This window comes from Bathymodiolus japonicus methanotrophic gill symbiont (assembly GCF_019721995.1).
Lineage (GTDB): Bacteria > Pseudomonadota > Gammaproteobacteria > Methylococcales > Methylomonadaceae > Methyloprofundus.
In genome coordinates, this window is the sequence record NZ_BLYC01000003.1 from 249258 (window position 1) to 263751 (window position 14494).

At 42.8% G+C, this 14494-nt stretch carries 15 protein-coding genes and 1 pseudogene; 10 read left to right on the forward strand and 6 right to left on the reverse strand.

Going from position 1 to position 14494, the window contains the following annotated elements; genetic code table 11:
- Window positions 1–66: 66 nt before the first annotated feature.
- From K6984_RS06415 to K6984_RS06430, 4 genes are all read right to left on the reverse strand, one after another.
- Window positions 67–918, reverse strand: coding sequence for a tetratricopeptide repeat protein (locus tag K6984_RS06415; RefSeq protein ID WP_221894735.1), 852 nt, complete (start codon window positions 916–918; stop codon window positions 67–69).
- A 495-nt stretch (window positions 919–1413) separates the two neighbouring features.
- Window positions 1414–2406, reverse strand: a complete 993-nt coding sequence (locus tag K6984_RS06420; RefSeq protein ID WP_230987942.1) for a VWA domain-containing protein — start codon at window positions 2404–2406, stop codon at window positions 1414–1416.
- Between the two features lie 2 nt (window positions 2407–2408).
- The gene (locus K6984_RS06425; RefSeq protein WP_221894736.1) at window positions 2409–3392 is read right to left on the reverse strand and encodes a vWA domain-containing protein; all 984 of its coding nucleotides are present in this window, start codon (window positions 3390–3392) and stop codon (window positions 2409–2411) included.
- Window positions 3389–3862 (reverse strand): DUF4381 domain-containing protein, encoded by a 474-nt coding sequence (locus K6984_RS06430; protein WP_221894737.1) that lies wholly within the window; start codon window positions 3860–3862, stop codon window positions 3389–3391. The genes K6984_RS06425 and K6984_RS06430 overlap by 4 nt, the downstream gene beginning before the upstream one ends.
- 202 nt (window positions 3863–4064) lie before the next feature.
- On the opposite strand from K6984_RS06430, the gene K6984_RS06435 reads away from it, so the two are divergent.
- Both K6984_RS06435 and K6984_RS06440 read left to right on the forward strand, forming a co-directional pair.
- On the forward strand, window positions 4065–4424 hold the full coding sequence (locus tag K6984_RS06435; RefSeq protein ID WP_230987943.1) for a TAXI family TRAP transporter solute-binding subunit: 360 nt from the start codon (window positions 4065–4067) through the stop codon (window positions 4422–4424).
- 184 nt (window positions 4425–4608) lie between these two features.
- Window positions 4609–5766 (forward strand): transposase, encoded by a 1158-nt coding sequence (locus tag K6984_RS06440; RefSeq protein ID WP_221894739.1) that lies wholly within the window; start codon window positions 4609–4611, stop codon window positions 5764–5766.
- On the opposite strand, the gene K6984_RS06445 is transcribed toward K6984_RS06440, so the two are convergent.
- Window positions 5714–5971: a hypothetical protein gene (locus tag K6984_RS06445; protein ID WP_221894740.1), complete on the reverse strand. Its 258-nt coding sequence runs from the start codon at window positions 5969–5971 to the stop codon at window positions 5714–5716. The two genes, K6984_RS06440 and K6984_RS06445, sit on opposite strands and share 53 nt — an antisense overlap.
- Between K6984_RS06445 and K6984_RS06450 the strand changes: the two genes are divergently transcribed.
- From K6984_RS06450 to K6984_RS06480, 7 genes and pseudogenes are all read left to right on the forward strand, one after another.
- Entirely contained in the window at window positions 5928–6065 is a 138-nt protein-coding gene (locus tag K6984_RS06450) for a hypothetical protein (protein ID WP_221894741.1), read from the forward strand. The genes K6984_RS06445 and K6984_RS06450 overlap by 44 nt on opposite strands.
- 186 nt (window positions 6066–6251) lie before the next feature.
- Complete coding sequence (locus K6984_RS06455) at window positions 6252–6542, forward strand: hypothetical protein (protein WP_221894742.1); 291 nt, start codon at window positions 6252–6254, stop codon at window positions 6540–6542.
- 18 nt (window positions 6543–6560) lie between these two features.
- Window positions 6561–7331 carry a hypothetical protein gene (locus K6984_RS30710; protein ID WP_230987944.1) on the forward strand — a complete coding sequence of 257 codons (771 nt, stop codon included), beginning with the start codon at window positions 6561–6563 and terminating at the stop codon, window positions 7329–7331.
- Between the two features lie 330 nt (window positions 7332–7661).
- Window positions 7662–9006: pseudogene (locus tag K6984_RS36035) on the forward strand (IS701 family transposase).
- Between the two features lie 167 nt (window positions 9007–9173).
- The gene (locus tag K6984_RS06470) at window positions 9174–9653 is read left to right on the forward strand and encodes a peroxiredoxin (protein WP_221894743.1); all 480 of its coding nucleotides are present in this window, start codon (window positions 9174–9176) and stop codon (window positions 9651–9653) included.
- A 372-nt stretch (window positions 9654–10025) separates the two neighbouring features.
- Window positions 10026–10613, forward strand: coding sequence for a hypothetical protein (locus K6984_RS06475; protein WP_221894744.1), 588 nt, complete (start codon window positions 10026–10028; stop codon window positions 10611–10613).
- A 172-nt stretch (window positions 10614–10785) separates the two neighbouring features.
- Window positions 10786–11241, forward strand: coding sequence for a hypothetical protein (locus tag K6984_RS06480; RefSeq protein WP_221894745.1), 456 nt, complete (start codon window positions 10786–10788; stop codon window positions 11239–11241).
- A 56-nt stretch (window positions 11242–11297) separates the two neighbouring features.
- Here K6984_RS06480 and K6984_RS06485 read toward each other — a convergent pair whose 3' ends face one another.
- Window positions 11298–11747: a hypothetical protein gene (locus K6984_RS06485; RefSeq protein ID WP_221894746.1), complete on the reverse strand. Its 450-nt coding sequence runs from the start codon at window positions 11745–11747 to the stop codon at window positions 11298–11300.
- 189 nt (window positions 11748–11936) lie between these two features.
- Between K6984_RS06485 and K6984_RS06490 the strand changes: the two genes are divergently transcribed.
- Entirely contained in the window at window positions 11937–12320 is a 384-nt protein-coding gene (locus K6984_RS06490) for a helix-turn-helix domain-containing protein (protein ID WP_221894747.1), read from the forward strand.
- Window positions 12321–14494 lie beyond the last annotated feature (2174 nt).

Below are 14494 nucleotides of genomic sequence, written 5' to 3' on the forward strand. Positions count from 1 at the left end.
AGCCCGCTTTTTACGCATGGTTGGCGTGCTAAAACCGCGCCCTACGTTGTGTTCCTATTGTACTTTTTACCACTGCTGTTCACTCTGGTGTGGTTGTTGAATGCGGCCATACTGGTATTTGAATTTACGTTTTAATAGCCCGGATGGGTTGTCAGGAATACGCTTTAACCACTGCTTGCTTGCTTGCTGCTGTTCGCTATCCTGTATATCAGTCTCACTTGCTTTTGCTGTTTCAGCTTCCTGCTCTTGCTGTTGATTTTCCTGTTCTTGAGCTTGCGCGTTTTTTTGTTGCTCATTTTCCTTGTCCTGCTGCTGGTCTGCTTCAGCACTTGCATCCTGTTGCTGTTGCTTATCTGACTCTCCTGCTTCCTGAGACTCTTGTTGCTCAGATTGCTCGCCTTGTTGACCCTGTTGTTTTTGCTGATCTTGTTGATCGCCGGACTGATCTTTTTCTTGTTGCTGGTCTTTATCTTGATATTGCTGTTGCTGTTTTTGTTGCTCCAGTGATTTTTCTACCAGTTGTTTATTATATTGCGCGTCTTTATTATCTGGATTGAGCTTTAAGGCCTCGTCATACGCGCTAATCGCCTTTTCCAGTTGCCCTGATTTTGCTAATAGGTTGCCCTGATTATAAAACCCAGTATCACTTGTTGCAGGGAGCAGCTGCTCATCTTCTGTCAGTTTTTTATCGGCTTTATAGCGTGCCGCCGCCTGCCAGGCCGGATCGGTAAATTGCTCTGCGGCTTGCTGGTAGTTGCCGTTTAAATATTCTTGCTGAGCTTGTTGCTCTTTGGTCTGCCATAAGTCTTGCCACTCAAAAGCATCGCTGTTTTGTGGCAGTGGCAATAATAAGATAAATAAGCAAATTGCCAGGATGTTGATTTTAGGTAATGTCATTAAGTTCACCATGAAGCGCATGAAGGTCTTTCTTTATTAGCTTTGTGTATAATTCGTACGATTTTATAAGACAAGGTTATTTAACCCTTGTTTGTTGTTCGCCAGTTTCATGTAAGTAGCTATGGATATTCAGGAATCAGAGTTTATTAATATCCGAAACTATAATATTCTGTAGGGTGTGCTGAGGAACGAAGCGCACCATTGTGTGATGCGCTTCGTTCCTCAGCACACCCTACTAGTTTTGGATTATATTGTGCTCTCTTCATGGTAACTGAAGTTTCCCAATTATTGAGTAGCTGAAATACACAATGCTGGTGTATCGAGGTTTATTTTAGGTGGTTTTGCCATGTTTATAGCAAACCCCTACTTAATTCCCCTTAGGCAATAGCATTTGAAACGAATGAAAAGACTATTTTTTTCATATAGTTGCAGCATGGTTTCAATTTTACCATAAATAATTATTGGGAAACTTCAGTTCATAGTAAAAACCACTGCTTAAATTTACATTTGATATTATCAGCGATCAGCCAATAAACCTCGCCTGAATGAAAGGGCTGATAGCAGTAATATTGGCAGTAATAGCCAGACACCCGCTTCCACCCAGTTTTCTAGTAGTAAGTCATTATGCTGCGCTTCATTGCGCTTGGCCTTTTGGTCGAAATAATGACTCAGTCGCTGTATATCAGCATCAGTATCGGTAATTTGCTGGTATATACCTCCACTTTCTTGCGCTGCTTGGCGTAAGGCGCGAGAGTTTAATTTAGCCAGCACGATATTGCCCTTATTGTCTTTTAAAAATCCGCCCTGTGCCAGTTTTATTGGCGCACCTTCCGCTGTACCTACGCCCAGGATAGATAACTGAAATGCGCTAGGTAAATCAGCCTGATCGATAGCCTGGGCAATTTTATTATCATCGCTAATCAGTAATATCTGTCCTTGTTGCAGGCCTGCATTTTTAAATAATTGCACTGCGTGTTGCAGAGCGACAGCGGTATTACTACCCTGCGCGGGCATAATGTCGCTGCTTAATGCGGAAAGCTGACTGTTAATTGTTCTAGTATCATCAGTTAGAGGAGTTACTGTAAAGGCTGACGCGGCATAAACCACCAGAGCTGTTTGTCCGTCTTTGCGATTTTGTAACAGGTCGGCAATCTTGTAGCGCGCGCGTATTAATCGCGACGGCTTTATATCGCCCGCATCCATAGAGCGCGATAAATCCAGTACGATCACCAGTGCTGCGGCATTTCTAAATACCGGGGTAGGTATGCGCTGCCAGGTGGGACCTGCCAACGCAATAATAGTCAGGATCGCGGCCAGGCTGTTAGTTATTAAGGGCACCCGGCTTTGTGGAGATTGTTTTTCCTGCAATACATAGGGTAATAATTCCGCATCACAAACAGCTTGCCAGCTACCCTGCTGGAGCTTGTTTTTTACGCTTAGAAAAACAAAGACCAGTAAGGGTAAAAAGGCTAACAGCCAGTACGGTCTAATAAAGTGAAATTCGCTCAAGGTTATGTCCATCGTATTCGCATTAAACTCAGCAGTGCTGCTAAAAATAAAGCAGCGCCTAAGGGCCAGAAAAATAACTCATTGCGCGGGCGAAAGAACTGCTTATCTTTTTCGACCGGTTCTAATTCGTCGAGTAGCTGGTAGATTTGCTTAAGCTCTTCGGTGTTTCTGGCGCGGAAATATTGGCCACCGGTTTTTTCGGCTATCGCTGTTAGGGTTTTTTCATCAAGGTCGCGTGAAGGTTTGACTCTTTGATTGCCAAAAAAGCTGCGCACAATCATCTCGTCAGCACCTATACCAATGGTATATATTTTTAAATGATGCTGCGCGGCAATTTCTGCCGCTTTTATCGGCGACACTTCGCCAGCCGTGTTTGCACCATCGGTAAGTAGAATTAATACCCGGCTATCTGTTTGCTGATCTTGCAAACGCTTTACTGCAAGGCCTATGGCATCGCCTATTGCGGTACCCCCACCTGCCAAACCTATAACTGACTCATTTAATAAAATTTGTACCGTTTTGCGATCAAAGGTGAGGGGTGTTTGCAAATAAGCGTTGGTGCCAAATAATATCAAGCCAAGGCGATCACCAACGCGCCGCTCAATAAACTCATTAGCAACAGCCTTGGTTGCAGTCAGGCGATCTATCGCCTGATTATTAACGATAAAGTCCTGCTCCTTCATACTGCCGGATAAATCCACTGCAAGCATTAAATCACGCCCACTGACTCCTTGCTCTATTGGCTCTCCTAGCCATTGCGGGCGGGTGCTGGCCAGGACTAATAAGCACCATGCTAGAATTGCCAACCATAATGTCCAGGGTTTATTGGACTGAGTTGTCTGCTGGCTTTGAGCCACATTAAAGTCTTGTAGAAAAGGCACTATTAATGCTGCTTGCCCACTGGATTTTGCAGCTGGAAAAAAGCGCCTGATTATCCAGGGTAAAGGTAGAATCAGCCATAACCACGGCCATACAAAATGCATCATGTCTTAGGCTCTTTCTGGGCGTTTAACCAGCGTTCACATAAATTAAATAACGGCCCCAGATATTTTGTATCAACTACTGGGCTATAGGTTGCATGCGTTAATAACCAGCCGGTATCACTATTAAAGCCGCGATTAGCAATGCTGTTATCAAGGAAATTTAACCAGTCCTCTCCAGTCAGGCTGGCAACATCGGTACGCGGATATAGGCTGATAGCTGTGCGGCGCATTAAGCTGGATAAAGCGACTAATTTTTCACGTTTGCTTAATTGCTCATTTTGCTTCAGTAGCGCAAGCTGTGTTTTTGCCGATTTTAGGGCCGTCTTGCGGGTAAGATGTTTATACAATCGATAGCCGAGATAAAGACTCAGTGGAATAAGGAGTGCTAAAATCCACCAGCCTATGGCCGGCGGCCACCAGCTAATTGCTGGTGGTAAATGTATATCGCGTAAGGGTAATTCAGGTGCTTGCATGGGCGCAGATATTAATTAGCCGATTAAATTTCAAAGTGCTAATTTTATAACATTCGAAACTTGCTTGTCTTATTATCCTGACTTAAATCGCTAATGCTGTTTTTACAATATACATAGCCAGCAATAGCGACTATTATGATCCGAGAGTTTAATACAATTACAGGGTAAAGCAATGTCAAACAGTGCCTCGAAAAGATCTTATATGGATCTGGTCATTACTTTTGGTCCCGTAATACTGCTGGTTATTGCCGGTTTCTGGTTTGCCTATCAGTTTGTCGCGCCACCGCCACCGAAAAAAATTGTGATTAGCACAGGGTCGGAGACTGGAAGCTATTACAAAATAGCACAGCAATACCGGGTGGAACTTGCCAAAGAAGGCATAGAGCTGGAAATCATCAGCTCATCAGGTTCCGGAGAGAATATCAGCCGCTTAATCAATAAACAGGCGGATATTGCTTTTATTCAAGGAGGAACCGGAAATAATGAGCCGGGGCTTTATTCGCTAGGAAGCCCATCAGTGTTCCCGTTGAAAGAAGAAGTACCTAAACAAAGCAGCCTATAACCTACCTGAAGGTAGCACCACTCGAATATTTCCATATTTTTGATTTTAATCACTTATAACAGCAAATAGACACTCTGTAGGCACCGTAAAAAAACAACAAATAATTTCAAATAAAGCTTGCATTTGCCGAAAAAAAATTTTCTAAAAATTTCCGTTTTAATCACCTCATAAACGGATATCACCCATGCTTAAAGACCTACCACTCTCTGAACATATTCACCAACACTGCAATGAAAGTATGGAACGTGCCCTGTTAGCAGAGCGTCATCCTTTGTGGGCTCGTTCATGCCCAGAGTTGAAGGATATCGACTTTATTCGCCTTGGGTTATTACGCTGTATCAGTGTAGTCGATAGTGGTTGCCATTTCCTCCAAACCAATGAACAGATTTATGGCCAGCTGCTTCCCCACTCAACGTATTTTAAATCACTGAAGTCGCATAGACGAACAAGTATGCTTGAGGCATTTGAACAGCAGAGCTATCATCTTCACGCTGAAACACTGCTATCGCAAGGCATTGATTATCTTAAAGCATTCCCAGAACTTGACGAATACACCATAGAAGCAGCGGATGGACATTTTATTGATCATGCCTGCCATACTGAAAAAAACAGCAAGGGGAAAGTTTATGCGGCCGGGGGGATTTACGCGTTGAATCTCAGAAGTGGGTTGCTCAGATTTCTTTGTCTGGTGACAAACGGAACTCAGAGGCATCAAGGAATACCTGTGTTACGAGATCATATTGAAAAGCAAAACAAGGGAAATAACAGCTCTCAGAAACATCTCTATGTCTACGATAAAGCCGTCACCGACTTTGTCTGGTGGGATCGGCAGAAACGACATGCTAATTACATGATTTCAATGCTAAAAGAAAATTCAATTGCGACTCTGGTTGAGTCTATCCCTTTTGACTCCCGCCATGAGATCAATACAGGGGTTGAAGCATACAGTGTGTACGAAAACAAGGGCATCAAATTTAACGTGGTGGATTACCGTGATCCAGAAACCGGAAAACTTCACCGGTTTGTGACAACCTTGCCAATGACTATTAACCCTGGAACCATTGCCATGCTGTATTTCAAGCGATGGACGATTGAAAAGACATTCAATAACACTAAAAGTAATTTCAAGGAAACTAAAGCTTGGTCTTCCAATACCCGCTCACTTGAAAATCAAATGCGCCTGACTGCAATGAGCTATAATTTAATGCGCGTGTTTGAAGAGATTTCAAAAACACAACAGCCAGAATTGATTCATCCATCGGATAAAAAATATAGCGAGGCTCTGGAGATTAGGCAGCAACAGGCTCAAAAACGAGCAGGCGCGCCATGCTACCTTCGCTGAAAATCATGGAAACGTAGCTTAGCGAAGTGGTGATTTTTAGTCCCTGATAGGCGACAGGGCAATTCGCTGATTCGACGTGTGCTAGCAGCACGCGAGAGGAGCAAGAATTGCATTCCGAATAGCCGTCCAGCCAGTGAGGTAGTAATGACGAAGCGGCTTTTGTGCGTAGTCGTTGCGGACGCAGGGCGTTCAGGGCATCTCCCATCCGCTGCGTAGGTGAACGAATTATGGCGACAGGAGTCCCGGAATTTCGTGAGGTAGCATGGCGCGCCTGTCTGGCCTGCGGTATTTATCGATAGAATGATTGTTATGCTAGTGCCGCTGTTAGCATTGTTACTGCCTTTGGGGAAAATAATGCCACCGCTCTACCGCTGGCGTATTCGTTCCAAAATTTATCGTTGGTATAACTCGATGTTCAAGTTTTTGATATTGAGAAGGTAAAATCAGGTATTCTGAGGTTGTTGTAATTTTATCGGTGTAAGCCCATGTTAATGAATGCCCCAGCCACCTTTATCCAAAGCTATATTGACGATTTAAATGATGCGCTCAACCAGCTAAAACCCGGAGCCGCTTTGACACGGATTCAAGCCGCTTGGTTGGGCACTTGTTTAACGTGCATACTGCTAATGAACTCTGTTTGCTGGGCTAAGTTTGAGCGAGCAAGCTCAGGCGCGCCATGCTACCTCACGAAATTCCGGGACTCCTGTCGCCGTAATTCGTTCACCTACGCAGCGAATAGGAGATGCTCCAGCCGCCCTGCGTCCGCCACAGACTGAGCACAAAGCAGCTCAGTCATGGCTACCACAAATGGCTCTACGGCTATTCGGGATAAAATTTTAGCCTCCCTCGCGCGCTATCGCGCACTTCGGATTGGCAAATTTCCCTGCGCCTTCTGGAGACTATCAGCCCGTCCGGGGCTGACAGCGAAAGAATCTCGAGGTTCGCAGGTGATTAGCCAATTACGTAAAAACCAAAATATTGAATATAGAGGTAGAATAAGGTCAGTCGAGAGCTACTTTAATTCGATTAACAAAGGCATTGATCAGATAATACGTGTACGTGGCGGCAAAGAGATTAAAGTGACTGTCAGCAGTGCACGATTAAAGGTGAGTTCTCACAGTAAAAAACGCTTTGTCATTGCCTTAAAATATGACGGTGAAAACGACTATCGCTATTTAGTGGCGACAGACCTGACTTGGCGCACACAAGATATTATTCAAGCCTATACGTTGAGGTGGCTGATTGAGGTTTTCTTTGAGGACTGGAAGCTTTATGAAGGATGGGGGCGTGAGGCCAAACAATTAGATGAAGAGGGATTAAGCCGTGGCCTGATTCTGAGTCTTTTGTTTGACCATTGCCTTCTCCTTCACCCAGAGCAAATAGCCCGCATTGAAAGCAAACTACCTGCGTATACCGTAGGAAGCTTACAGCGCAAGTCTCAAATGGATGTACTGCTTGAGTTCATCACGTCATTGCTAGAGTTTCCAGATCCTGGTGATAAGCTGAAAGAGTTAGGTGAATTAATAAAGGATGTGTTTCAACTGATGCCATCAGGAAACATATGATTGTCAGAGATTTAGGGCGCTTAGGGCCAACAGCATCATTAAAGTATTGTTCTGCTGGGTGAAGGTAAGAGTTTGATGGCAATGGGATGGAAAAACTTGAACATCGAGTGTTACATATAGAACTGAAGTTTCCTGGTTTTTAAAGCATAAGAATATCAGCTAATGCCTATTTTTATTAAATATTAGATATTACTAATATTAATGGCGTTCCGTTGACTAAAAGCCTTGAACTCTTTTTAAAAACAACAGGTTAATCGTGAATGAGGCCTGGTTTTAGTGTATAATGAAAGTTTCTAACACATTGATTATACAAATAAAACGACCTCATTCATGTTCATTTTACGCGATATTTTACTCCCGCTTCAAGATCATTTTTCCAAAACCACTTTAGGCCGCGAACGAGCCTCTCTGTTTGTTTACACGATCCTGTCTATTCTCGTTCCCTTTACGTCGTCGATGACATCTAATCTTTGGCGTTGCCTTGATACGTTGTTTGGGTTTGAGATCAAGAATAAGCGCTTTTACACTTTCATGGCTTCTTCAACTTTGCCGTGGCCTGGGCTGTGGAAAACTATCTGGGAGCTGATTCCGTCTCCTGAAACAGATGGGCGCATATTGGTTGCACTGGATGACTCCATTATCACTAAAGTAGGCAAAAATATCTTCGGCTGTGAAGCCATTTTTGACCTCGCGGCCGAATCAAAGCAAATATCCATGGGCACAAAATATTGTATCGGTAGGGTTGCTGAAACAGGTCAAAGGTCGCTGGGCGTGCTTATTTTTAGATTTCCGATTTTATCTGCCCTTAAAAACAATTCAGGCAAAAAAAGAAACCGCCACGATAAGAGGTGATGTCGTTCCTTTCCAGACCAAGATGGCTCAGGCGGCTCAAATGCTGATTGCAATTGCAATTGCAATTGCAGAACATTTTTCCACCGCTCCGATATTGACAGTCACTGATAGCTGGTTTGGCAACAATGGCCTATGGAAGCCTGTTTACAAAGCTATCGGAAGCCGGTTTAATATTCTCTCTAGGTTAAGGTGCAATAATGTACTGTACGATCGTCCAGAAAAAAGAAAACCCAAGCAGAGGGGGCGGAATAAAAAGTACGGGTAGCGTCTGGGGTCAGCCACAGACATGGCAAAAACAGTACAACAAAAGGCCCGATCGTATACCGTGAATCTCTATGGAAAACAGCGTGAAGTCAGGGCTTATAGTCGCGTTGTCATGCTGAAAACATTGAAACGACCCGTTCAGGTTGTCTGGGTGTTTCGTCGCACACAGTGGATTGCTTTGTTTACGACCGATCTAAGTTTATCCGTCACACAGATTATTGAGTATTATGGTGCGCGATGGAAAATAGAATCCGGGTTCAAAGAGCTCAAGCAAGACATAGGGAGTCAGAAAAGTCAGTGTCGAAATGCGCAGGCAGTGACCAACCATTTGAACTTCTGTATGATGGCAACAACGCTGACGTGGATTTACGCGGATCGTTTAAAAACCGATCCGGAACGTCGGCACAAAGTGAAGGGGCGAGCCAGTTTCGCCTTTTCAGATATCCGCCGCATCATTGCCGAAGCGGCTTTGGATCCGGATTTTGAAAGGGTTTGCCCCAAATACAGCAGCTCCCCTGTAAATTCGGTGGTAGCCGTTTTATTGCGAATGGTTGCTTGATGAATTTCTAAGAAACTTCAGATATAGAACTGGTGCGTAATAAATTAAATGCTAAAAAGCCGGACGTTGAAACTTGATTCTTAGACTAATTTTAAGGTTTTTATACGCGCAAAATTCAGTGATAATCAAATTGTTCGATTTTAATTAATAAAAACGAAGGAGTTAATATGTTAGAAAAAAACCAGATGGCCCCGGAATTCAGCTCGATCAATCAGGATGAAAAAGGCGTTGAGCTTGTTTCTTTTAAAGGCAGCAAGAATGTTGTGTTGTATTTCTACCCTAAGGATGACACCCCTGGCTGCACCATAGAGGCGAATGATTTTACTGCCTTGGCAAATGAATTTGCTGCACTGGACACGGTGGTTATCGGTGTCAGCAAAGATTCCTGCGCCAGCCATGCCGACTTTATTGCAAAATTTGGTTTAAAGCTGGATTTGCTTGCAGATGAAAGTGGCGAGCTATGTGTTAAGTATGATGTCTGGCGGGAAAAGGTAAAAAATGGCGAGACCACGATGGCTATTCTTCGGTCTACTTTTATTATTGATAAACAAGGAAAGTTAGTCGAAGCCTTATATGGCGTTAATCATGAAGGACACGTTCAAGCCATGCTAGAAAGAGTCAAGCAGCTACAATATCGTGGCAGCTAGTAAAGTAATAGGCTAAGTTCTTACTTTAATATTGGGGCGTAGGCTTTAGCCTGCACGGGGCAATAGCAGTACAGGCGATTGCAGCGCTCATATACTGAACTTTACTGCGATACTTATGACGCTTTAATACTATGTATATCATCAGTGTTCCCATTGAAAGAAGAAGTACCTAAACAAAGCAGCCTATAACCTACCTGAAGGTAGCACCACTCGAATATTTCCATCTTTTTGATTTTAATCACTTATAACAGCAAATAGATACTCTGTAGGCACCGTAAAAAAACAACAAATAATTTCAAATAAAGCTTGCATTTTCCGAAAAGATTTTTCTAAAAATTTCCGTTTTAATCACCTCATAAACGGATATCACCCATGCTTAAAGACCTACCACCCTCTGAACATATTCACCAACACTGCAATGAAAGTATGGAACGTGCCCTGTTAGCAGAGCGTCATCCTTTGTGGGCTCGTTCATGCCCAGAGTTGAAGGATATCGACTTTATTCGCCTTGGGTTATTACGCTGTATCAGTGTAGTCGATAGTGGTCGCCATTTCCTCCAAACCAATGAACAGATTTATGGCCAGCTGCTTCCCCACTCAACGTATTTTAAATCACTGAAGTCGCATAGACGAACAAGTATGCTTGAGGCATTTGAACAGCAGAGCTATCATCTTCACGCTGAAACACTTCTATCGCAAGGCATTGATTATCTTAAAGCATTCCCGGAACTTGACGAATACACCATAGAAGCAGCGGATGGACATTTTATTGATCATGCCTGCCATACTGAAAAAAACAGCAATCGGGGAGTCGCTATTTTTGCGAAAGCTTGTTTTGGGCATCCCAGCCCAAGCAAGCAGCAAAAACTTAACGCGACCACTTATGCCTCCGGCGGCCCCGATTCGTCCTCGTCACCTCGTCCCGACCCAACAAGGGGTCGGAACATAGGCTCCAAATGACTTGACGCCGTGTCGGATGGCCTTTTATTTTGTCTCCACCTTCGCTAACGCTCAGACTCCGACAAAATAACGGCCCTACGGCTATCGCGGACTAAAAATCATCACTTCGCTTAGGCTCCGTTTCCCTGATTTTCAGCGGGGGAAAGTTTATGCGGCCGGGGGGATTTACGCGTTGAATCTCAGAAGTGGGTTGCTCAGATTTCTTTGTCTGGTGACAAACGGAACTCAGAGACATCAAGAAATACCTCTGTTACGAGATCATATTGAAAAGCAAAACAAGGGAAATAACCGCTCTCAGAAACATCTCTATGTCTACGATAAAGCCGTCACCGACTTTGTCTGGTGGGATCGGCAGAAACGACATGCTAATTACATGATTTCAATGCTAAAAGAAAATTCAATTGCGACTCTGGTTGAGTCTATCCCTTTTGACTCCCTCCATGAGATCAATACAGGGGTTGAAGCATACAGTGTGTACGAAAACAAGGGCATCAAATTTAACGTGGTGGATTACCGTAATCCAGAAACCGGAAAACTTCACCTAACTCTTTCACTCGATGTTCAAGTTTTCAGCTATAACTGGGCTAAGAAAAGTAAATTTTTCCGGCTTTGTTTTATAAGTGATTGATTTATAATGATGTTGATGCTTTCTTTATCAGTAAAATTATAAATAAAATCAATCAGTTAAAAAACTTGAACATCGAGTTTCAGCTTATCACCAGGATCTGGAAACTCTAGCAATGACGTGATGAACTCAAGCAGTACATCCATTTGAGACTTGCGCTGTAAGCTTCCTACGGTATACGCAGGTAGTTTGCTTTCAATGCGGGCTATTTGCTCTGGGTGAAGGAGAAGGCAATGGTCAAACAAAAGACTCAGAATCAGGCCACGGCTTGATCCCTCTTCATCTAATTGTTTGGCCTCACGCCCCCATCCTTCATAAAGCTTCCAGTCCTCAAAGAAAACCTCAATCAGCCATCTCAACGTATAGGCTTGAATAATATCTTGTGTGCGCCAAGTCAGGTCTGTCGCCACTAAATAGCGATAGTCGTTTTCACCGTCATATTTTAAGGCAATGACAAAGCGTTTTTTACTGTGAGAACTCACCTTTAATCGTGCACTGCTGACAGTCACTTTAATCTCTTTGCCGCCACGTACACGTATTATCTGATCAATGCCTTTGTTAATCGAATTAAAGTAGCTCTCGACTGACCTTATTCTACCTCTATAGACTTTCAGAAAATTAATTTCCGAACAAACAAAAACGACAGAGGGGAAACTGGCTTATAATTTTCGTCCCAACACTAACGGAAACAGTCAAAAATGGTATCCCTCACTTTTTCAAAGTCAATTGTAGACCGACTAAAAAAAAATATGGCGACAGCTCTCAAGCTAAGTAATATTTGTTTATATCGATTAACTCAAGCTCTACTCTGGTTCAGTGAATGCATGGGAATCAAAGAAATAGCACGCCTAATGGGAGTCTGTGAAAAAACCATTATAAATTGGCTGAAAACATTCATGCATAAAGGTGTCGGTTGGTTAATAGGGCAACACTATCAAGGACGTGGTCGGAAGTCAAAGTTAACTAAAGACCAGAAAAATATATTGGTTGAGATTGATAAAGAAAGGCCCAGAAGACTATGGATTTCATTGTGGAATATGAATACTGCGATGATTGGCCGAGCTTATTTGTTTAAAATTTGAAGTTCGTTTATAAACTTGAACTATTTATCGAAGCCTAATGAAAAAACTGCGCTTCAGTATCAAAAAGCTCGTTTTTGTTGACTGGATCGCCAAGAATAAGAAAGTACGAGCTTGACAAGAAAAACGTGGGCTGGACAAACATTGCTGCCATTATGGAAAAAGGCGGTAGAAAGAAAAGAGTGTCGTTTTTTTCGGTTGATGAGGTTGTCATTTTCTATTGGGTTCATTGGCACGAACCTGGGCTCCAATAGGAAGCAACCACATTGAAAACATCAGGGTTCGAAAAGGGTTGAAAATGTTTGGTACGATCGAACTCGAAGGAGGGAGTTTTCATACCGAGAATCATTGGCTTATGAGATAAAACCAAGTCACTTAGACTTTAAGAAGCTGGGCTGCCTCAAGAATTTTTTAGCTATTCTTAAAAGCTTAAAAAATAGAAATATCCAACACAGAAGCTTTTTATGGAAGCGATATATTCTTTGCCGACAACGTCCTTAATCGAGAGTTATAAGCCCATGAAAATATTACAACAGCCTGAAACATCTGGGCTGGCGTTGTAATGGTGAAAGGCTATGTTGAGTTTTTTAACACAATGCTGGCTTATTATAAAGGCAAGATATTCTAATTGAAGATGGTGCCCCTATCATGGGAAGCGGTGTTATTAACTTTAAGTTAGCTAATTGACTAGAATCGTTTGACAAGTAAACGTCTCCCTGCCGTTCTCGCCGGATTTTAATCCGATTGGAAATTATGGAAAAATTACGAAACGCGATTCGAACTCCTATGAAGTAATTTTAAAACTTTGAAGATCTTCAGATTCGTTGTGCAAACTTTTACACTTTATGTATGCGCCATAAAGTGATTTTTGTGTTATGCAAAAATTGCGGGAAGATTTTCGTTGTTTACCGCCTAAGTTTAAGCGCTCCAAATTTGGAAATTATTTACTGAGAAACTATTATTCCAATATTTGGTTTTTACGTAATTGGCTAATCACCTTCGAGCCTCCAGATTCTTTAGCGGCTCGTCCATAAAGGCGTTTTACCATACAGCGATCAAGCCAGTACCGCCTTTAATTTTAATCAAAGGCTAATGCGCAACTTTAAAACTCCTTTTAATAAGCCTAAATGCAATCTCTGTTTTGGTCGGGTAGGCACGTTCACGTTTCGTGCTTAAATAGGCCCATCTTTTTTGTGCTATACCCTCTTTTTCAACCGTTTATCTTCTTTTATCCCACTGCTTTAAGGGGCTGGATCCGTCATTAAAAGAAAAAAACACGGCAGGCACTGTATGGATGATGTTAACTAGCAGCAATATACTACGTTTTGGCCCTCATACCGCGCCGGAAGCCTTGTGTTTCTGCTTGTAAACTTTATAAATACGTTTTGTAGACTTAGAATCGTTGCTCGGTCGATTCATCAAAGGCCAACACACCTTCAAGTAATGCCATAACGTTTTTAAAATTAAGACCACACTCACCCTAGCAACCAGGTCCCGGGTAGACTTGCTTTAACGAAACACCCAGGGATATGCGGCTACTTTGCAATCTCCCAGGCCTTGCTCGCTCAAACTTAGCCCATCAAACAGAGTTCATTAGCAGTAATGCCCGTTAAACAATTGCCCAACCAATTCGGCTTGAATCCGTGGTCAAAGAGGCTCCGGGTTTAGCTTGATTGACGCATCATTTAAATCGTCAATATATCTTTGGATCAAGTGGCTGGGGCATTATTAACATGGGCTTACACCGAAAAATTACAACAATCTCGGAATACTATTTTAACCTTCTCATATCAAAAAATTGAACATCGATTAAAAGTAATTTTCAAGAAACTAAACGTTGGTCTTCCAATCCCCGCTCCCCACTTGAAGATCAAATGCGCCTGACTGCAATGAGCTATAATGTAATGCGCGTGTTTGAAGAGATTTCAAAAACACAACAGCCAGATTGATTCATTCCTCTATTAAAAAATTTAACTACCACGCTTATAAAACGTGGGGTTTAAATTCGCCTAACGCCGTTCCTCAGCAAAACCCTATGGGGCCTTGCGAAAATAAGATCAAGTTGTTCCGCACGCTGAAAATCAGGGACCGAGCCTAAGCGAAGTGATGTTTTCAGCGCGCCATGCTACCTCACGAAATTCGTTACTCCTGTCGCCGTAATTCGTTCACCTCGCAGG

Excerpts from the sequence above, each read along its gene's own strand:
- K6984_RS06440 (WP_221894739.1), top strand. The coding sequence starts at position 4,609 with ATGCTTAAAGACCTACCACTCTCTGAACATATTCACCAACACTGCAAT.
- K6984_RS06470 (WP_221894743.1), top strand. The coding sequence starts at position 9,174 with ATGTTAGAAAAAAACCAGATGGCCCCGGAATTCAGCTCGATCAATCAG.
- K6984_RS06475 (WP_221894744.1), top strand. The coding sequence starts at position 10,026 with ATGCTTAAAGACCTACCACCCTCTGAACATATTCACCAACACTGCAAT.
- K6984_RS06490 (WP_221894747.1), top strand. The coding sequence starts at position 11,937 with ATGGTATCCCTCACTTTTTCAAAGTCAATTGTAGACCGACTAAAAAAA.
- K6984_RS06455 (WP_221894742.1), top strand. The coding sequence starts at position 6,252 with ATGTTAATGAATGCCCCAGCCACCTTTATCCAAAGCTATATTGACGAT.
- K6984_RS06445 (WP_221894740.1), bottom strand. The coding sequence starts at position 5,971 with ATGGGAGATGCCCTGAACGCCCTGCGTCCGCAACGACTACGCACAAAA.
- K6984_RS06415 (WP_221894735.1), bottom strand. The coding sequence starts at position 918 with ATGCGCTTCATGGTGAACTTAATGACATTACCTAAAATCAACATCCTG.
- K6984_RS06430 (WP_221894737.1), bottom strand. The coding sequence starts at position 3,862 with ATGCAAGCACCTGAATTACCCTTACGCGATATACATTTACCACCAGCA.
- K6984_RS06435 (WP_230987943.1), top strand. The coding sequence starts at position 4,065 with ATGGATCTGGTCATTACTTTTGGTCCCGTAATACTGCTGGTTATTGCC.
- K6984_RS06425 (WP_221894736.1), bottom strand. The coding sequence starts at position 3,392 with ATGATGCATTTTGTATGGCCGTGGTTATGGCTGATTCTACCTTTACCC.
- K6984_RS30710 (WP_230987944.1), top strand. The coding sequence starts at position 6,561 with ATGGCTACCACAAATGGCTCTACGGCTATTCGGGATAAAATTTTAGCC.